Origin of the sequence: Methylomicrobium sp. Wu6, from assembly GCF_035916875.1 — a bacterium.
Classification (GTDB): domain Bacteria; phylum Pseudomonadota; class Gammaproteobacteria; order Methylococcales; family Methylomonadaceae; genus Methylomicrobium.
Genome location: NZ_JAXUHN010000085.1, coordinates 32,530 through 49,401, shown reverse-complemented (window position 1 = coordinate 49,401; position 16,872 = coordinate 32,530). Strand labels below are relative to the sequence as shown.

General features: G+C 56.2%; 19 protein-coding genes and 1 riboswitch. Of the genes, 11 read left to right on the top strand and 8 right to left on the bottom strand.

Translation table 11 applies throughout. From position 1 onward, the window contains the following. Window positions 1–122: 122 nt before the first annotated feature. The 6 genes from ribE to U2W12_RS13580 all read left to right on the top strand — a co-directional run bounded on the left by ribE (window position 123) and on the right by U2W12_RS13580 (window position 5,055). A complete protein-coding gene (gene ribE / locus U2W12_RS13605) occupies window positions 123–596 on the top strand; it encodes a 6,7-dimethyl-8-ribityllumazine synthase (protein ID WP_326501235.1) in 474 nt (157 codons plus the stop codon). Further along, a complete protein-coding gene (gene nusB, locus U2W12_RS13600) occupies window positions 596–1,054 on the top strand; it encodes a transcription antitermination factor NusB (RefSeq protein ID WP_326501234.1) in 459 nt (152 codons plus the stop codon). Before ribE ends, nusB begins: the two co-directional genes overlap by 1 nt. Window positions 1,055–1,189: 135 nt before the next feature. Next, window positions 1,190–2,125: a thiamine-phosphate kinase gene (gene thiL, locus U2W12_RS13595; protein WP_326501233.1), complete on the top strand. Its 936-nt coding sequence runs from the start codon at window positions 1,190–1,192 to the stop codon at window positions 2,123–2,125. Next, window positions 2,109–2,621: a phosphatidylglycerophosphatase A gene (locus U2W12_RS13590; RefSeq protein WP_326501232.1), complete on the top strand. Its 513-nt coding sequence runs from the start codon at window positions 2,109–2,111 to the stop codon at window positions 2,619–2,621. Before thiL ends, U2W12_RS13590 begins: the two co-directional genes overlap by 17 nt. Before the next feature lie 16 nt (window positions 2,622–2,637). Next, complete coding sequence (locus U2W12_RS13585) at window positions 2,638–3,561, top strand: glycerophosphodiester phosphodiesterase family protein (RefSeq protein WP_326501231.1); 924 nt, start codon at window positions 2,638–2,640, stop codon at window positions 3,559–3,561. A 93-nt stretch (window positions 3,562–3,654) separates the two neighbouring features. Next, window positions 3,655–5,055, top strand: a complete 1,401-nt coding sequence (locus U2W12_RS13580) for an MBL fold metallo-hydrolase (protein WP_326501230.1) — start codon at window positions 3,655–3,657, stop codon at window positions 5,053–5,055. A gap of 445 nt (window positions 5,056–5,500) precedes the next feature. On the opposite strand, the gene thiC is transcribed toward U2W12_RS13580, so the two are convergent. The 8 genes from thiC to U2W12_RS13540 all read right to left on the bottom strand — a co-directional run bounded on the left by thiC (window position 5,501) and on the right by U2W12_RS13540 (window position 13,264). Continuing rightward, window positions 5,501–7,369 (bottom strand): phosphomethylpyrimidine synthase ThiC, encoded by a 1,869-nt coding sequence (thiC, locus tag U2W12_RS13575; RefSeq protein ID WP_326501229.1) that lies wholly within the window; start codon window positions 7,367–7,369, stop codon window positions 5,501–5,503. Window positions 7,370–7,401: 32 nt separating this feature from the next. Further along, a riboswitch (TPP riboswitch) is annotated at window positions 7,402–7,502 on the bottom strand. 79 nt (window positions 7,503–7,581) lie between these two features. Further along, complete coding sequence (hisD, locus tag U2W12_RS13570; RefSeq protein WP_326501228.1) at window positions 7,582–8,892, bottom strand: histidinol dehydrogenase; 1,311 nt, start codon at window positions 8,890–8,892, stop codon at window positions 7,582–7,584. A 4-nt stretch (window positions 8,893–8,896) separates the two neighbouring features. Further along, on the bottom strand, window positions 8,897–9,526 hold the full coding sequence (gene hisG / locus U2W12_RS13565; protein WP_326501227.1) for an ATP phosphoribosyltransferase: 630 nt from the start codon (window positions 9,524–9,526) through the stop codon (window positions 8,897–8,899). A gap of 9 nt (window positions 9,527–9,535) precedes the next feature. After that, window positions 9,536–10,801, bottom strand: coding sequence for a UDP-N-acetylglucosamine 1-carboxyvinyltransferase (gene murA / locus U2W12_RS13560; protein WP_326501226.1), 1,266 nt, complete (start codon window positions 10,799–10,801; stop codon window positions 9,536–9,538). 49 nt (window positions 10,802–10,850) lie between these two features. Next, on the bottom strand, window positions 10,851–11,162 hold the full coding sequence (locus U2W12_RS13555) for an STAS domain-containing protein (RefSeq protein ID WP_326501225.1): 312 nt from the start codon (window positions 11,160–11,162) through the stop codon (window positions 10,851–10,853). Beyond that, window positions 11,159–11,641, bottom strand: a complete 483-nt coding sequence (gene mlaD, locus U2W12_RS13550; protein WP_326501224.1) for an outer membrane lipid asymmetry maintenance protein MlaD — start codon at window positions 11,639–11,641, stop codon at window positions 11,159–11,161. The genes U2W12_RS13555 and mlaD overlap by 4 nt, the downstream gene beginning before the upstream one ends. 1 nt (window position 11,642) lies before the next feature. Beyond that, window positions 11,643–12,425: a lipid asymmetry maintenance ABC transporter permease subunit MlaE gene (gene mlaE / locus U2W12_RS13545; RefSeq protein ID WP_326501223.1), complete on the bottom strand. Its 783-nt coding sequence runs from the start codon at window positions 12,423–12,425 to the stop codon at window positions 11,643–11,645. 11 nt (window positions 12,426–12,436) lie between these two features. Beyond that, window positions 12,437–13,264, bottom strand: a complete 828-nt coding sequence (locus U2W12_RS13540; protein WP_326501222.1) for an ATP-binding cassette domain-containing protein — start codon at window positions 13,262–13,264, stop codon at window positions 12,437–12,439. A 300-nt stretch (window positions 13,265–13,564) separates the two neighbouring features. Between U2W12_RS13540 and U2W12_RS13535 the strand changes: the two genes are divergently transcribed. Genes U2W12_RS13535 through lptB form a run of 5 tightly spaced genes read left to right on the top strand, consistent with a single transcriptional unit; the run spans window position 13,565 to window position 16,870 of the window. Further along, complete coding sequence (locus tag U2W12_RS13535) at window positions 13,565–14,542, top strand: KpsF/GutQ family sugar-phosphate isomerase (protein WP_326501221.1); 978 nt, start codon at window positions 13,565–13,567, stop codon at window positions 14,540–14,542. 9 nt (window positions 14,543–14,551) lie between these two features. Next, entirely contained in the window at window positions 14,552–15,076 is a 525-nt protein-coding gene (kdsC, locus tag U2W12_RS13530) for a 3-deoxy-manno-octulosonate-8-phosphatase KdsC (protein WP_326501220.1), read from the top strand. Then, window positions 15,073–15,639: an LPS export ABC transporter periplasmic protein LptC gene (lptC, locus tag U2W12_RS13525; protein WP_326501219.1), complete on the top strand. Its 567-nt coding sequence runs from the start codon at window positions 15,073–15,075 to the stop codon at window positions 15,637–15,639. The genes kdsC and lptC overlap by 4 nt, the downstream gene beginning before the upstream one ends. Continuing rightward, window positions 15,626–16,138, top strand: coding sequence for a lipopolysaccharide transport periplasmic protein LptA (gene lptA, locus U2W12_RS13520; protein ID WP_326501218.1), 513 nt, complete (start codon window positions 15,626–15,628; stop codon window positions 16,136–16,138). The genes lptC and lptA overlap by 14 nt, the downstream gene beginning before the upstream one ends. A gap of 6 nt (window positions 16,139–16,144) precedes the next feature. Further along, window positions 16,145–16,870 (top strand): LPS export ABC transporter ATP-binding protein, encoded by a 726-nt coding sequence (gene lptB, locus U2W12_RS13515; RefSeq protein WP_326501217.1) that lies wholly within the window; start codon window positions 16,145–16,147, stop codon window positions 16,868–16,870. Window positions 16,871–16,872: the final 2 nt, after the last annotated feature.

The window sequence follows — 16,872 nt, the reverse complement described above, 5'->3', positions numbered from 1 at the left end:
TCATTCTTCTTAAACCCTGAGCGAGCAGGGATTTTTTAAACAAGCGTATTCTCGTAAATGAGAACACGTTGCGCATGGCCTCGGTTTGCCTGCGTATTTCACTTTAACAGTGCGGATTTTCTATGAGCATTACCACGTTTGAAGGCAATTTCTCGGCGGAAGGCGGCAAATTTTGCATCATCGCCTCTCGTTTCAATAGCTTTATCGTCGAACAACTCGAGGCCGGCGCGATCGATACCCTGGTTCGCCATGGCGCGAATAAGGCGGACATCCACCTGGTCAAGGCTCCCGGCGCGTTCGAATTGCCTTTGGTCGCGCAGCGTATCGCCGCCTCGCAAAAATATCATGCGATCATCGCGATCGGCGCAGTGATTCGCGGCGGCACGCCGCATTTCGAATATGTCGCGGGCGAATGCGTTAAAGGACTCGCCGGCGTTTCCTTGCAATACAACGTGCCGGTCAGCTTCGGCGTATTGACCGTCGATACGATCGAACAGGCGATCGAACGCGCCGGCACCAAGGCCGGCAACAAGGGCGCCGAAGCGGCCCTGTCCGCGATCGAGATGGTCAGTCTGTTCAACCGGCTGGATAGCTGATGAGCCAGGCTCGCACCAATGCCCGCCAAGCCGCTGTCCAGGCTTTGTACCAATGGCAAATGAGCGGACACAATCTCGGCGAAATCGAACGCCAGTTTCTCGAAGACGGCCGCCTGAAAGATGCGCAGAAAAGTTATTTCAACGAGTTATTATTCGGCGTACCGAAAAACCTGGATACGATAGACCAACTTTTGACTGAATTTATCGACCGCCCGATCGACAAGATCGATCCGGTCGAACGAGCGATATTGCGGATCGGCGTTTACGAACTGGAACACCGCCCGGACATGCCGTACCGGGTGATCCTGAACGAAGGCATCAATCTAGCCAAGTGTTTCGGCGCCGACGGTAGCCATAAATATGTAAACGGCATCCTCGACAAAGTCGCACAGAAGAAGCGCGCAACGGAAGTCAAGCGTGGCAAGGGCGCAGGGACTCGGGTGCGGGATTCGGAGTAAATTACACAAGACGGGGTTTACAACCCCGTCTTAACGTTTCGGCGCTCCCATTATTTCCGAAACGTGCAAAAACTTTGCTGACGGGCCAACATACCCCGTCCGGCCGGCTTTGTCCTTACACATTGTTCTTGATTTATGCCCCTCTCCGAATTCTCGCTCATCCGGCGTTTTTTTACCGAGCAAAAAATCACCAATCCAAGCACCCAACTCAGTATTGGCGACGACTGCGCCTTGCTTTCGATTCCCGAAGGCTACGAACTCGCGATCACCGCCGACACGATGGTCGAAAACGTGCATTTCTTTGCCGGCGCCGACCCGAAACAGTTGGGGCATAAATTGCTGGCGGTCAATCTCAGCGATCTGGCCGCGATGGGCGCAAAGCCCTTGTCGGTGACGCTAGCCTTGACCCTGCCGAAAGTCGATGAAGCCTGGCTAACCGCTTTCGCTGAAGGCTTTCTGGGGCTCGCGGCCCGTTACTCCGTCGATCTGATCGGCGGCGACACCACCTCGGGTCCGTTGACCCTGACCGCGCAGGCAATGGGACTCGTTCCGAAAGGTCAATCTTTAAAACGATCCGCGGCCAAACCCGGCGATGATATCTATGTAACCGGCAACCTCGGCGATGCCGGGCTCGGCTTGAAAATCCGTCAGGGTTACCGTTGCGGCCAACCGGGCGCGGCCTTACAGCGTTTTGATCAGCCGGAACCCAAATGCGCCGAAGGATTGGCGCTGCGCGGCATTGCAAATGCCTGCATCGACATCTCGGACGGGCTTGCCGGCGATCTCGGCCATATCCTCGAACAAAGCGGCGTCGGCGCCACGATAGACTGGGCTGCATTGCCGCTGTCGGCGGAAGTGCAGGCATATTGTGATGCGACCGGCGACTGGCGGCTGCCGCTCTCGGCCGGAGACGATTACGAGCTGTGTTTTACGGTCAGCCCCGAAAAAGCTTCATATTTACCGTTCGAATGTCATAAAATCGGTGTAATCGAGACGGCGCCCGGGCTTCGGCTGCACAAAGCGGGCACGGTACATTCATTAAAAGCACAAGGCTATGAGCATTTTTCATAAATCAGGACTCGGTCAGAACCAATTGACCTCCCGGCAGATCATGACCGATCCGGTGCTGTTTCTGGCCTTCGGTTTCGGCTCCGGCCTCGCCAAGAAAGCGCCCGGCACCTGCGGCACGCTTGCTGCGATCCCGCTGTACTGGCTGATCATTCAAGCCGGCCTGCCGATCTACAGCCTGCTGACTATCGCCTCGACCATTGCCGGCATCTGGATTTGCGGCATCGCCGCCGACAAACTCGGCGAGCACGATTTCGGCGGCATCGTCTGGGACGAAGTCGCCGGTTATCTGATCACGATGTGGCTGGTGCCTTTTACCTGGAAAGCGGTGCTGCTCGGCTTCGTACTGTTTCGGATCTTCGACATCATCAAACCCTGGCCGATCAAATGGATCGATCAAAAAGTGCAAGGCGGTCTCGGCATCATGCTCGATGACGTGCTGGCCGCCGTTTTCGCGGGCGCCTTGCTATGGTTTGCCGCGCAGCAAGGATGGGTCTGAGTTCAGGCCTTTGATCATGCCGGATAACACCGCCGTCAAACTCCGAGACCGCATCCTCAATATCGCACACCGCGGCGCGCGCGCCTTTGCGCCTGAAAATACCTTGGAGGCATTCGCGAAGGCGCACACGATTGGCTGTGACATGATCGAACTGGACGTTCATCTATCCGCAGATAACGAAATTATCGTCCATCACGACGATAATTTGCTCCGCTGTACCGATGTCAAAGATAAATTTCCGGACCGGCCGAGTTATTTCATTTCCGATTTCTATTTCGAAGAGCTCAACCAACTCGATGCCGGTAGCTGGTTTGCGCGTGAATTGGCTCTTCCGGCCGAGAGTCGGCAAGGTTTCCTGCAAAGCCTGACGCCGGAAGAATTCGCGCGCTACATCAGCCCGCAAGATCTCGCGCGTTATGCGTCCGGTACGATCAATGTGCCGACGCTCGGACAAACGCTAGAGCTTTCCCGAAACCTCGGTTTATGGGTCAATATCGAACTCAAGATGCTGCCGCGCATGTACCCCGGATTAACCGATGCGGTGCTCGATCTGGTCGATGAGATGGGATTGCAGACCGACGTTCTGATTTCATCATTCGATCACGAACAATTGCGGAGGGTGCGCCAACGTTCGCCGGCCGTTCAGACCGCGGTTTTGACCAACGAACGCCTGGCGTTGCCGGGCGAGTATCTTCAGCGCATCGGTGCCGACGCCTTTCATCCGGGTACCGAACCCTTGGGCCTCCATTCGCTGACGCGGACTCTGGATGCTGGTGCAGTCAGTGCCGTGCGTAAACTGGACAAGCGCGTGAATGTCTGGACCTGCAACGACAAGGACGAAATGCGGCAATTGATCGCGGCGGGCGTGACCGGTTTGATTTCGGATTATCCGAATCGCGTTCGAGAGGTTCTTGACGAATTAGGCGCTATGATAGACTAAGCCGAATAGGTTTCTGGTCAGGTACGTCCGACTCACAACCTGGCTTGCATCCATCCGGTTAAAAAACGAGGCATTCAGCCAGGAGGTTTACTCATGAAACTAGAATTTCACGGCGCCGATCAAAACGTAACGGGTTCCTGCCATCTGCTGGAGGCCGCCGGTAAGAAAATATTGATCGATTGCGGACTCTATCAGGGCGGCCGCGAGATGGAGGAAGAAAATGCAGAGCCTTTCGGGTTCGATCCTGCCGCCATCGATTACCTGCTGCTGACTCACGCTCACCTGGATCATTGCGGACGCATACCGTTATTGATTAAACAAGGATTTACCGGTGAAATCATTGCCACGGCGGCATCCTGTGAATTGGCGCGCATAGTGCTCCTGGATTCTGCGAAGCTGATGGAAGATGAAGCCAACTATAAAACCAAAAAGGCCTCCCGCCACGGCCAAAAAGAACGAATTGAACCGCTGTATAATGTCGTTGATGTGCTGAACTGCTTCGGTTTTTTCGGCCGCATCGCGAATTACGACCAGCCTTTCGTTATCGATGGCGGGATTCAGGCGACTTTTATCGATGCCGGACATATTCTAGGTTCCGCCTCCATCGTGCTGGACATTGAACATCAGGGGCGGCAGCACAGGATCCTGTTTTCCGGCGATCTGGGTTATAGCGCCCGGGCCATCATCAGGGATCCGACCCCACCGCCGCATGCCGATATTGTGGTCATGGAAACCACTTACGGCGACCGGCTGCATAAACCCCTGGAACCGACACTGGAAGAATTCTATACGGCGATTAGCAAAACCCTAGCCCGGGGCGGCAATGTCATTATTCCGAGTTTTGCACTGGAACGTGCGCAGGAGCTGCTTTATTATTTGCGCGAAGGGATTGAACATGGGCGATTGCCGTCTTATCTTCCGGTTTTTCTCGATTCGCCGATGGCGATCTCCGCCACCCAGATTTTTCAACGCCACCCCGAGTGTTTTGACATGGAAACCTGTGCAACTTTAGCATCGGGTCAGGATCCGTTTATGTTTCCCGGTTTACATTTTGCGCGGGAAACGGCCGATTCGATGGCGATTAATAATTTCTCCGGCGGCGCCGTGATCATCGCCGGGTCCGGCATGTGCACCGGCGGCCGGGTCAAGCACCATCTCAAGCACAATCTTTGGGGTCGGAATAATGCAATTATTTTTGTGGGTTTTGCCGCATACGGGACTTTGGCGCGCCAGATTGTGGACGGTGCCAAAGAAGTGAAAATCTTCGGCGAAGAAATTCCGGTCAATGCCGGCATTTATACAATAGGCGGGTTCTCCGCTCACGCAGATCAGGCCGAATTACTGGCCTGGCACCGACGAACGGGCCAGCCGAAGACGACTTTTCTGGTCCATGGCGATAAAGACGTCATCCCGATATTCGCCAACAAACTGATAAATACTCGGGTGGAAATACCTGCCGTGCATCAGCGCTATAATTTGGAGGAGTGTCTTTAAATTTTACGTATTCTTCCAGCTAACCCCAATGCATTCGAATCCAACCAATAGCGTGGACCCATTCATCGCTGAAGCCGTCGCCGCAACGGAAACCGCGGGCTCGCGGAAGGTAAATGGACCACGAATAAAAATGTGATGATTATTAACGGCATTATCTCGGTTATAAAAAACAGACGGGAAAGTTGGTCGTCTATTACATACCGGGCGAGACGGTCACCTCTTTCTACTGAATGGTAGATGAGCGGACGTAGCTATAGCCTTGATTTCCGCGACGTTCAAGATAAATATAAGAATCTAGCCAATGAATTAATCTTTTTGGCATGGCTCATGCCGAGTTATCTAAGCAAGAAACCGGAGGACAACCAAAGTTGCCAGGTATTGCGGACGGGATCAATATCCCGTCCGGCTCAAGCCTCAGAAACTGCTACGGGGAAAGAAGCAAGCGCTACACCTTATGGTAAATATCCGCGCCTTCTTCGAGAAACTGCTTCGATTTCTCATCCATGCCTTTCAGCAGGGCCTCCTCTTCGTTCAGTCCTTTCTCGGCCGCATAATCGCGCACGTCCTGACTGATCTTCATCGAGCAGAAATGCGGGCCACACATCGAGCAGAAATGCGCGATCTTCGCCGATTCCTTCGGCAGCGTTTCGTCATGGAATGTGCGCGCCTTTTCGGGATCGAGACCGATATTGAACTGGTCTTCCCAGCGGAATTCGAAACGCGCCTTCGACATCGCGTTGTCGCGCGCCTGCGCGCCCGGATGACCCTTCGCCAGATCGGCCGCATGCGCGGCGATCTTGTAGGTCACGATGCCTTCGCGCACGTCCTGCTTGTTCGGCAATCCCAGGTGTTCCTTCTGCGTCACATAACAGAGCATCGCACAGCCGTACCAGCCGATATTCGCCGCGCCGATCGCGGAGGTGATGTGGTCGTAGCCCGGCGCGATGTCGGTGGTCAATGGCCCCAGGGTATAGAAAGGCGCCTCGCCGCATTCCTCGAGTTGCTTTTCCATGTTGACCTTGATCATGTGCAAAGGCACGTGGCCCGGGCCTTCGATCATCGTCTGCACGTCGTGCTTCCAGGCGATCTGGGTCAACTCGCCGAGCGTTTCGAGCTCGCCGAACTGCGCCGCGTCGTTCGCATCGTAAATCGAGCCCGGACGGAGGCCGTCGCCGAGTGAGAACGACACGTCATAGGCTTTCATGATCTCGCAGATTTCTTCGAAATGCGTGTACAGGAAGCTTTCGGTATGGTGCGCGAGACACCACTTCGCCATGATCGAACCACCGCGCGAGACGATGCCGGTCATCCGCTTCGCGGTCAACGGCACGTACTGGAGCCTGACGCCCGCATGGATCGTGAAATAATCGACGCCCTGCTCGGCCTGCTCGATCAAGGTATCGCGGAAAATTTCCCAGGTCAGTTCCTCGGCCTTGCCGTTGACCTTTTCGAGCGCCTGATAGATCGGCACCGTGCCGATCGGCACCGGCGAATTGCGCAGGATCCATTCGCGGGTCTCGTGGATATTTTTGCCGGTCGACAAATCCATGATCGTGTCGCCGCCCCAGCGGATGCCCCACAGCATCTTTTCGACTTCTTCCTCGATCGACGAAGTAACCGCCGAATTGCCGAGGTTGCCGTTGATCTTGACCAGGAAGTTGCGGCCGATGATCATCGGTTCGAGTTCCGGATGGTTGATGTTGGCCGGAATGATCGCGCGGCCGCGGGCGACTTCGCTGCGCACGAATTCGGGCGTGATCACGTCCGGAATCGAGGCGCCGAACGATTGACCGGGATGCTGACCCTGACATAAGTCGCGCATCTCGTCCATCTTCTGGTTTTCGCGGATCGCGATGAATTCCATTTCCGGCGTGATGATGCCCTTCCGCGCATAATGAATTTGCGAGACGTTCATGCCCGCCTTCGCGCGGCGAGGCTTCCGGATATGTTCGAAACGCAGGTGCGCGGTCGCGGGATCGTGCAGGCGTTGATGGCCAAAGACCGAAGTCGGGCCGGCCAACTCCTCGGTGTCATTGCGTTCCAGAATCCAGTTGGCGCGAACTGAATGCAATCCCTTTTTCAGATCGACCGAGACATTCGGATCGGTATAGACACCCGAGGTATCATATACATAAAGCGGCGGATTTTTTTCGGCGCCGAAATGCGCGGGCGTATCGGACAGGGTGATTTTGCGCATCGGCACCTGGATGTCCGCGCGGCTGCCCTGCACATAGATTTTTTCCGATGCGGGATAAGGATCGATTTTGACCTGGCTGACCGCGTCGGCGGTCAGGTCTTTAAGAACGGCGCTCATTGCGTTTCTCCAACAACAAAAACAAACAAGGCGCAAGGAAGTTAGGGCTTTCCTACGCCGGCATTAACCGGAATCAGGTTCAAAGGGTTTCTCTCAGCCTGCCGATCTGCGGCAAGCACCCCTAGCCTATACGGATTTCGCTAAAATAAAGTAAAACAGTCGGTTTTGCAAGCGCAGGATGCTTAAGCGGCGGGAAAGGTGTCACACCTCATTCAGTCGGTTTTGATCCGATATTCCGCTGAACGCGCATGCGCGATCAACCCTTCACCGCGCGCCAGGATCGAGGCGGTCTTGCCGAGTTCACTGGAGGCCAAGGGAGAGCAGTTAATCAAGCTGCTGCGCTTTTGAAAGTCATAGACGCCGAGCGGCGAGGAAAAGCGCGCGGTGCCCGAGGTTGGCAGCACGTGGTTCGGGCCGGCGCAGTAATCGCCGAGCGCTTCGGCGGTGTGGCGGCCGAGGAAGATTGCGCCGGCGTGGCGGATGTGCTCGCATAATGCTTCCGGCTCGGCGACCGACAGCTCCAGATGTTCCGGCGCGATCCGGTTCGCGACTTCGGCGGCCTGCAGCAGGTTTTCGACCCGGATCAAGGCGCAGCGCCCGGTTAGCGATGTCTTGATGATCTCGGCACGCTCCATTTCCGGCAGCAGTTTGTTGACGCTGTGTTCGACCGCATCCAGAAACGCCGGGTCGTCGCTGATCAGGATCGCCTGCGCGTTTTCGTCATGCTCGGCCTGCGAGAAAAGGTCCATCGCAATCCAGTCGGGATCGGTCTTGCCGTCGCAGATGATCAGGATTTCGGAAGGCCCCGCGATCATGTCGATGCCGACCTGGCCGAATACCAGCTTCTTCGCGGTCGCGACATAGATATTGCCGGGACCGACGATCTTCGCGACCGGCGGCACGGTCTCGGTACCGTAAGCGAGCGCGGCTACCGCCTGCGCGCCGCCGACCGTGAACACACGGTCGACGCCGGCGATGTAGGCAGCGGCCAGCACCAGTTGATTCAATTCACCCTTCGGAGCCGGCACGACCATGATCAGTTCGGGGACGCCGGCGACCTTGGCCGGAATCGCGTTCATCAGCACCGATGAAGGATAGGCCGCCTTGCCGCCGGGCACATACAGGCCGACCCGGTCGAGCGGAGTGATTTTCTGTCCGAGCACAGTGCCGTCCGCTTCGGTATAGCTCCAGGGCGCCATCTTTTGATGTTCGGCGTAGGTGCGAATGCGGTCGGCTGCGGTTTGCAGCGCCTTGGCCTGATCTTCGGGCACATCCTCGAAAGCGGCTTTCAGTTGCACCTTGCTTAATTCGAGTTCCGATGCAGAGGCCACCGCACGTCGGTCGAAACGGTTGGTATAGTCGACCAGGGCCTGATCGCCCAGGATGCGTACTTCGTTGATAATCTCGCGTACCCGCTGATGGATCGACAGGTCTTCGCTTTCGTTCCAGGCTAACAGATGGCCCAGTTGGGCGACAAAGTCGGATGATGTCGCATCGAGGCGGGTCAGGGTTATTTTGTACATGGCGTTAACCTTTGTTGGCCAGGGCCGTTTCGAATTGATTTAGCAAATCGACGATCGCGCGGTTTTTCATCTTCATCGCCGCCTTGTTCACGACCAGCCGCGAGCTGATGTGCATGATCAACTCACGCGGCTCGAGATCGTTGGCTTTCAGTGTATTGCCGGTTTCGACCAGATCGACGATACAGTCGGCCAAACCGACCAACGGCGCCAGTTCCATTGAACCGTACAGTTTGATGATTTCGGCCTGGATGCCTTTGGCCGCAAAATAGCGCTGGGCGATTTTGACATATTTGGTCGCGACGCGAATTCTACCGGACAGCGGCGGCGCGTCTTTATGCGCCGCGGTCATCAGCCGGCAGCGCGCGATATTGAGATCAAGCGGCTCGTAAAGGCTTTCCGCGCCATGCTCGAGCAGCACGTCCTTGCCGGCGATGCCGAGATCGGCCGCGCCGTATTCGACGAAGGTCGGCACGTCGGTCGCGCGGATGATAACCAGTTGCACATCGTCGCGCGTCGTCCTCAGGATCAGCTTGCGGCAGGTTTTCGGATCGTCGATCGGGGTAATGCCGGCGGCTTCGAGAAAAGGCAGAGCCTCCTCGAAAATCCGGCCTTTGGATACGGCTATCGTCAGCATCGGATTACCTTAGTTTGGAACGCGGCGGATCGTCGCGCCGAGCTGTGCCAGTTTTTCCTCGATATGATCGTAACCGCGATCGATATGGTAAATCCGGTCGACGATCGTGTTGCCTTCGGCCGCCAGCGCAGCGATCACCAGGCTTGCGGAGGCGCGCAGATCGGTCGCCATCACCGGAGCGGCGGTAATCTTTTCGACGCCGGTGCAGATCGCGGTATTCGATTCCAGCTTGATGTCGGAACCCATCCGTTGCAGTTCCTGTACATGCATGAAGCGGTTTTCGAATACCGTTTCAGTGATGATGCCGACGCCTTCGGCGATTGCATTCAGCGCTATAAACTGCGCCTGCATGTCGGTCGGAAACGCAGGGTACGGCGCGGTACGCAACGACACCGCTTTCGGCCGTTTGCCGTGCATGTCGAGCCTAATCCAGTCTTCGCCGGAGGTGACATCGGCGCCGGCCTCGGTCAGCTTTTCGAGCACCGCATCGAGTATATCGGGGCGGGTGTTTTTCAACTTGACAGAGCCGCGCGTGATCGCGGCCGCAACCAGATAGGTGCCGGTTTCGATCCGGTCCGGCATGATATTGTAATGCACATTTTCGACGCCGAGTTTTTCGACGCCTTCGATCACCAACACATCGGTGCCGATGCCGGAAATCTTCGCGCCCAGTGCATTCAGGAAATGCGCGAGATCGGTCACTTCCGGTTCTTTCGCAACGTTTTCCATGATCGTGGTGCCTTCCGCGAGACAAGCCGCCATCATCAGATTTTCGGTGCCGGTCACGGTGACTTGTTCGAGTACCAGGCGGCAGCCTTTCAAACGATCCACCTTGGCATGAATGTAACCGCCTTCGACCTTGATTTCGGCGCCCATTTTGATCAGGCCGTTCAAATGAATATCGACCGGACGGGTGCCGATCGCGCAGCCGCCAGGCAATGAGACATGCGCTTCACCGAAGCGTGCGAGCAAAGGCCCCAACACCAGAATCGACGCGCGCATCGTGCGCACCAGCTCGTACGGCGCTTCGTAGCTGTGGATGAAGCGGCTGTCGACTTCGATGTTCATTTTTTCATCGATCAAGAGGCGCACGCCCATCCTGCCCAACAGTTCCATCGTGGTCGTGATGTCATGCAGGTGCGGAATGTTGCCGATACTGACCGGGGTTTCCGCAAGCAAGGTAGCGGCAAGAATCGGCAGCGCGGCATTCTTCGCGCCGGAAATGCGCAATTCGCCGGATAAGGGTTTGCCGCCGGTGATGATAAGTTTGTCCATAGCAGGTATTTCAGTGATTGATTCGGAGAGAAAGAATTTGCAACCGATGTTATTCGAGATGGGCGGCGAAATGCGCGTCCTTGTCGAAGCCGCTCAGTCTGGCCAGGCTCACCAATTGTTTCGGCATATTGCTGAAATGGAGCTGGGTCCGTTTGGCGCGACAATATTTTATCCATTCTATCATCAACGCCAGTCCGGCGCTGTCGGTATTACCGACCCCGCCGAGGTCGATCGTGATTTCCTTGTGCGCGGTCGAAAAGGTTAGCGATTTGACCGTGCGCTTGGTTATCGTCGCGAAGGTCAGATCGCCATCGACAAGAAAATGCCCCGTGCCCTTGTCAACGATAGTCAGCCGGCTCATTTCTTCTTCTCTTGCGCCTTTTCCTCGGCCGATTTGAACAGAAACTGGCCGATTGCTTTTTCGAGGATAATCGCGGACTGGGTGATTTCGATCTTGCCGCCGTCTTCCAGGTATTCATCGGAACCGCCCGGATCCAGGTTCACGTATTGCTCTCCCAGGAGTCCCGCTGTAAAGACGCTGGCGGTGGTGTCGGACGGCAGGGTCTTGTATTGCGCATAGATCGCCATTTCGACGACCGACTGGTAGGTCTTCGGATCGAAACTGATTGCTTTGACCTGGCCGATCTTGACGCCTGCCGCCGATACAGGGGATTTGACTTTCAGTCCTCCCGAATTTTCGAAGCTCGCGGTCACCGTGTAACTGTCTTCTTCGACAAAAGAGCTTAAATTGCTGACCTGCAAGGCCAGGAAAAACAAACCGGCGATGCCGGCGGCGACAAAAAGCCCGACCAGGGTATCCTGGGTGTTGCTATGCTGCATGTTAATGATCTCCAAACATCATTGCGGTCAAGATAAAGTCGAGACCCAAAATACTGAACGCCGAGTTGACTACGGTGCGGGTGGTTGCGCGACTGACACCTTCGGAAGTCGGCACGGTGTCGTAGCCTTCGAACAGAGCGATCCAGGTAGTCACGAATCCGAACACGATGCTTTTGATCACGCCGTTCACTATGTCGTCGTGGAAATCGATATTGGCCCGCATTTGTGACCAGTAAGCGCCGTCATCGACGCCGAGCAGTCCGGTGCCGACCATTTGCCCGCCGATGATGCCGACCGCGCTGAACAGTGCCGCCAAAAGAGGCATCGCGATGAAGCCGGCCAGAAAGCGCGGCGTGATGATCCGCTTGATCGGATCGACCGCCATCATCTCCATGCCCGAAAGTTGTTCGGTCGCCTTCATCAAGCCTATCTCGGCAGTCAAAGCGGAACCCGCGCGGCCCGCGAATAACAAGGCGGTCACCACCGGGCCCAATTCTCTGACCAGAGACGCCGCGACCATTAAACCCAGGGTTTCTTCCGCTCCGAAATCGGACAGGATGTAATAGCCTTGCAGACCGAGCACCATGCCGACGAACAGCCCCGAGATCACGATGATCAGGAACGACAGTACACCGACGGAATAGACCTGGTTGATCAGCAAACGCGGACGCGGCATCACATCGATGATGCCCGTCAGAGTTTCCAGCAGAAAATAGGAGCCTCGGCCCAGCTTGGTAAAACTAGCCGTGGTCGTCTTGCCCAGAATGTTCAGAAATTTAATCATCGCTCCGAAAATCAGTAACGCTTTCCTGTCGCGACTAGATCGTCGAAATAGTCTTTGGCTGGATAGTGGAAATGCACCGGGCCGTCCGCCGCGCCGGTCATGAACTGCTGCACCCAGTCGGACGGGGATTGCCTGATTTCTTCGGGGGAGCCATGCCCGACAATTTTACCGCCCGAAATCAGATAGATATAGTCCGCAATCGCCATCGTTTCGTGTACGTCGTGCGAGACGATGATGCTGGTCAGGCCGAGGGTCGTATTCAGCGATTTGATCAGATGCACCAATGCGCCCATCGAAATCGGGTCTTGCCCGGTAAACGGTTCGTCGTACATGATCATCATCGGATCGAGTGCGATCGCCCGGGCCAGCGCGATCCGCCGGGCCATGCCGCCGGACAATTCGTTCGGCATCAGATCGCGCGCGCCGCGCAGGCCCACCGCATGCAGTTTCATCAGCACCAGCGTGCGGATCATCGATTCGGGCAGTCGCGTATGTTCGCGAAGCGGAAACGCGACGTTGTCGAAAACATTCATGTCGGTCAGCAACGCGCCGCTTTGAAACAGCATGCCGATGCGTTTCCTGAGATTGTACAATTCCGCCCGGCGCAGCCGGTGCACATTCTGCCCGTCGACATGAATCGAACCCGAAGCCGGCGTCAACTGTCCGCCGATCAGCCTCAACAAGGTTGTTTTGCCGGTGCCGCTAGGACCCATGATTGCGGTGACCTTGCCGCGCTCGATATCCAGCGTGATGTCGTCAAAAATTTTTTTTTCGCCGCGCGAAAACGACAGCTTGCGCACACCGACCAGATTGTCTTGTTGTTTTACGCTGTTTTCCATGCGCGGCTTTCGGTTTGGGTTCGACGATATAAACTCTCTATTGTCACTGAATAATCTCTATAAAGTCAATAAACTATGAGGCTTTTAACGGTAATGTCATAATGGCGCGCGGCGTGATCGGCCGGCATCGGGCCACGCCGGATTCACGATCAAGTAGTACATGCCGGCCGCCGTTTGCCGATTTTAACGTTGCGCCCGTAGACCATTACCCGGCTAATCATGTCATAATGGGCGTTTTTAAATGCTCAACCGACACTTGCCAATGACTTTAATGCCGCGGCCCGGCCGCCGTCCCCGCAGATGATGCTGCACGATCAGGAACTGCGCGTATTGGCGCTGGCGGTGATTCAAGTGGAATCTCAAGCCGTTGCGGCGCTGGCCGAACGCATCGACGAGCATTTTACCGCTGCTTGCCGGCTGATGTTTGCCTGCAACGGCCGTGTGGTCGTGACCGGCATGGGCAAATCGGGGCATATCGCCGGCAAAATCGCCGCGACTTTGGCCAGCACCGGCACACCGGCGTTTTTCGTACATCCGGGCGAGGCCAGCCACGGCGATTTGGGCATGATCACAAAGCAGGATGTGGTGTTGGCGCTGTCCAATTCCGGCGAAACCGAGGAAGTGTTGACGATTCTGCCGATCATCAAGCGCCTCGGCGTGCCGTTGATCGCGATGACCGGCAATCCGGCATCGACCTTGGGGACGCTGGCGACCGTGCATATCGATGTCGGCGTCGCGCAGGAAGCCTGCCCGCTCGGCTTGGCGCCGACCTCGAGCACGACCGCCGCGCTGGCGATGGGCGACGCACTCGCGGTGTCTCTGCTGGAGGCCCGCGGCTTTACCCGCGACGATTTCGCGCTGTCGCATCCGGGCGGCAGCCTCGGCAAACGCCTGCTGCTGCGGGTCAGCGACATCATGCACACCGGCGCCGAGATGCCGGCGGTGCGCGAGACCGCGCTGATCAGCGAGGCGCTGCTCGAAATGACCGAGAAGAAACTCGGCATGACCGCGATCGTCGATGCCGATAGCAAAGTGGCGGGCATTTTTACCGACGGTGATTTACGGCGCATGCTCGGCAAGAATCCGGACATCCATAGCACCCGCATCGACACGGTGATGACCGCCCATTGCACGACCATCGGTATCGACACGATGGCGGCTGAAGCGATGCAGATCATGGAGCAAAAACGGATCAATGCGTTGATCGTAATTGATCGGGAACGCCGCGCGGTCGGCGCGTTGAACATGCACGACCTGATCCGGGCCGGTATCGTCTAAGGATTACCCATGCAAAAAGTGATTGACAAAGCCAAAAAGATCAAATTATTGGTGCTCGACGTCGATGGCGTATTGACCGACGGCCGGCTGTTTTTCGATTTTTTCGGTAACGAATACAAGTCTTTTCATGCCCGCGACGGCCACGGCATCAAACTGCTCAAACGTACCGGCGTGGACGTCGGTATCATTTCGGGGCGCAAATCCAAATCGGTCGCGCTCAGGATGAAGATGCTCGGCATCGACTATGTGTACCAGGGCCACGAAAACAAACGCCAGGCGTTCGAGGACTTGCTCGGCAAAACCGGGTACACGCAGGAGCAGGCCGCCTATGTCGGCGATGATTTGCTGGACTTGCCGCTGATGATCAAGGTCGGCCTCGCGATCGCGGTCAATGACGCGCATCCCGACGTGAAGGTGCGCGCCGACTGGTGCACGACGCTGCAAGGCGGGCGCGGTGCAGTCCGCGAAGTCTGCGACCTGATCATGCAGGCGCAGGGCAGTTATGAAGCGATTTTGGACAGTTATTTGCAATGAGGTTGCGGCATTTTCGCTTTCATCTGTACCTTGCCGCGCTCGCCCTGTTGAGCTGGGGACTGGTCGAACTGACCGTCACCGAGAAGGAAGGACTGATGGTCGTGCCGCCGCACAGCCCGGATTATTTCAGCACCGGCTACCACAAATGGGAGATGGGCGATAACGGCCTGCTAAAAAGCAAACTGACCGCCGACCGGATGACCCATTACAGCGATGACGGCACGACGCATTTGGACAAACCGCTGATGTTTTTCCATAATGAAACGGCGCCTCCCTGGGTCATCAATGCGGAAACGGGCATTTTGTCCGCGGACGGCAAGAATTTGCAAATGAACGGCAAGGTTACAGTAAGCAGAGATAAAGGCACGGGCGTCAGGCCCTTGACCATCAATACCTCCAATGTCAGAGTCAAACCGGAAACGCATTACGCCGAGACCGATGCCTGGGCCGAATTGATCAGTCCGCCGAACCGCACCACCGGCGTCGGCATGAAACTGGTATTCGAACAGCCGGTACATCTGCAATTGCTGTCGAAAGTGCAGGGAAAATATGGAACCAAATAAACTTAGCGGTTATTTAAGCCTGGGTCTACTGCTGTCCGTTTTTTACGGTGCCGCCGCGCACGCCTTGGCGACCGACGCCGAACAACCGATCACGATCGATTCGAATACCGCGACCTATGACGACAAGGCCGCGGTCAGCATCTACACCGGTGATGTAGTATCGATCCAGGGCAGCATCAAGGTCAATTCGGACAAGCTGGTCGTGCATTTTGTCGATGGCGATGCGGAAAAACTGGTGTTTACCGGCAATCCTGCCCACTTCAAACAAACACCGAGCCCGGGCAAGGAAGACATCATCGGCGATGCGCTGATCGGCGAGTATTATCCGAAAAAAAACCTGCTGATCCTGAAAAATAACGCCACGGTCAAACAAGGTACCGGCACCTATGCAAGCGATTATATCGAATACGATATCAATACCTCGCTGGTCAAGGCCGGCGATAAATCGACCGACTCCAAACGCGTGCGCGTGACCTTGCAACCGAAAGCGAAAAAGTAAAACGCGATGACCCGACTCGCCGCCAATCAACTGATCAAGAATTACAATCAGCGCCATGTCGTGAAAGGCGTCTCACTCGAGGTGAATACCGGCGAGGTCGTAGGGCTTTTGGGGCCGAACGGCGCCGGCAAAACCACCAGTTTTTATATGATGGTCGGCCTGGTCAAGGCCGATGGGGGTGAAATCACGCTCGATTCGCTCGACATCACCCACCACCCGATGTATTTACGCGCCCAATTGGGCATCGGTTATCTGCCGCAGGAACCGTCCATCTTCCGTAAACTCAGCGTCTCGGACAATATCCGCGCGGTGCTGGAGTTGCGCGGAGATCTGACCCGCGGACAAATCGATCTGGCCATTGAGGATCTTCTGGAAGAACTGCATATTCCGCGTCTGCGCAAGCAGATGGCCATGAGCCTGTCGGGCGGTGAGCGGCGGCGACTCGAAATCGCCAGGGCCTTGGCCTGCAATCCGCGCTTCATCCTGCTCGACGAACCCTTCGCCGGTGTCGATCCGATTTCGGTCGAAGACATCAAAAATATCATCATCCATCTGAAAGACCGGGGTATCGGAATCCTGATCACCGAGCACAATGTCCGGGAAACGCTGGGTATTTGCGACAGGGCGTATATACTTAGCGATGGCAAGGTCATCGCCGAAGGCGGGGCCGATGCGATCGTCGCCAATGAAGAAGTGCGCAAAGTGTATCTCGGCAACAACTTTAGTCTTTAAAT

What these genes read in the sequence shown, in the direction of transcription:
- U2W12_RS13535 (WP_326501221.1), top strand. Translation starts at nt 13,565, where the DNA reads ATGATGCTGCACGATCAGGAACTGCGCGTATTGGCGCTGGCGGTGATT.
- kdsC (WP_326501220.1), top strand. Translation starts at nt 14,552, where the DNA reads ATGCAAAAAGTGATTGACAAAGCCAAAAAGATCAAATTATTGGTGCTC.
- ribE (WP_326501235.1), top strand. Translation starts at nt 123, where the DNA reads ATGAGCATTACCACGTTTGAAGGCAATTTCTCGGCGGAAGGCGGCAAA.
- lptA (WP_326501218.1), top strand. Translation starts at nt 15,626, where the DNA reads ATGGAACCAAATAAACTTAGCGGTTATTTAAGCCTGGGTCTACTGCTG.
- hisD (WP_326501228.1), bottom strand. Translation starts at nt 8,892, where the DNA reads ATGTACAAAATAACCCTGACCCGCCTCGATGCGACATCATCCGACTTT.
- nusB (WP_326501234.1), top strand. Translation starts at nt 596, where the DNA reads ATGAGCCAGGCTCGCACCAATGCCCGCCAAGCCGCTGTCCAGGCTTTG.
- U2W12_RS13580 (WP_326501230.1), top strand. Translation starts at nt 3,655, where the DNA reads ATGAAACTAGAATTTCACGGCGCCGATCAAAACGTAACGGGTTCCTGC.
- lptC (WP_326501219.1), top strand. Translation starts at nt 15,073, where the DNA reads ATGAGGTTGCGGCATTTTCGCTTTCATCTGTACCTTGCCGCGCTCGCC.
- lptB (WP_326501217.1), top strand. Translation starts at nt 16,145, where the DNA reads ATGACCCGACTCGCCGCCAATCAACTGATCAAGAATTACAATCAGCGC.
- U2W12_RS13555 (WP_326501225.1), bottom strand. Translation starts at nt 11,162, where the DNA reads ATGAGCCGGCTGACTATCGTTGACAAGGGCACGGGGCATTTTCTTGTC.
- mlaE (WP_326501223.1), bottom strand. Translation starts at nt 12,425, where the DNA reads ATGATTAAATTTCTGAACATTCTGGGCAAGACGACCACGGCTAGTTTT.
- U2W12_RS13590 (WP_326501232.1), top strand. Translation starts at nt 2,109, where the DNA reads ATGAGCATTTTTCATAAATCAGGACTCGGTCAGAACCAATTGACCTCC.
- U2W12_RS13585 (WP_326501231.1), top strand. Translation starts at nt 2,638, where the DNA reads ATGCCGGATAACACCGCCGTCAAACTCCGAGACCGCATCCTCAATATC.
- murA (WP_326501226.1), bottom strand. Translation starts at nt 10,801, where the DNA reads ATGGACAAACTTATCATCACCGGCGGCAAACCCTTATCCGGCGAATTG.
- thiC (WP_326501229.1), bottom strand. Translation starts at nt 7,369, where the DNA reads ATGAGCGCCGTTCTTAAAGACCTGACCGCCGACGCGGTCAGCCAGGTC.
- mlaD (WP_326501224.1), bottom strand. Translation starts at nt 11,641, where the DNA reads ATGCAGCATAGCAACACCCAGGATACCCTGGTCGGGCTTTTTGTCGCC.
- hisG (WP_326501227.1), bottom strand. Translation starts at nt 9,526, where the DNA reads ATGCTGACGATAGCCGTATCCAAAGGCCGGATTTTCGAGGAGGCTCTG.
- U2W12_RS13540 (WP_326501222.1), bottom strand. Translation starts at nt 13,264, where the DNA reads ATGGAAAACAGCGTAAAACAACAAGACAATCTGGTCGGTGTGCGCAAG.
- thiL (WP_326501233.1), top strand. Translation starts at nt 1,190, where the DNA reads ATGCCCCTCTCCGAATTCTCGCTCATCCGGCGTTTTTTTACCGAGCAA.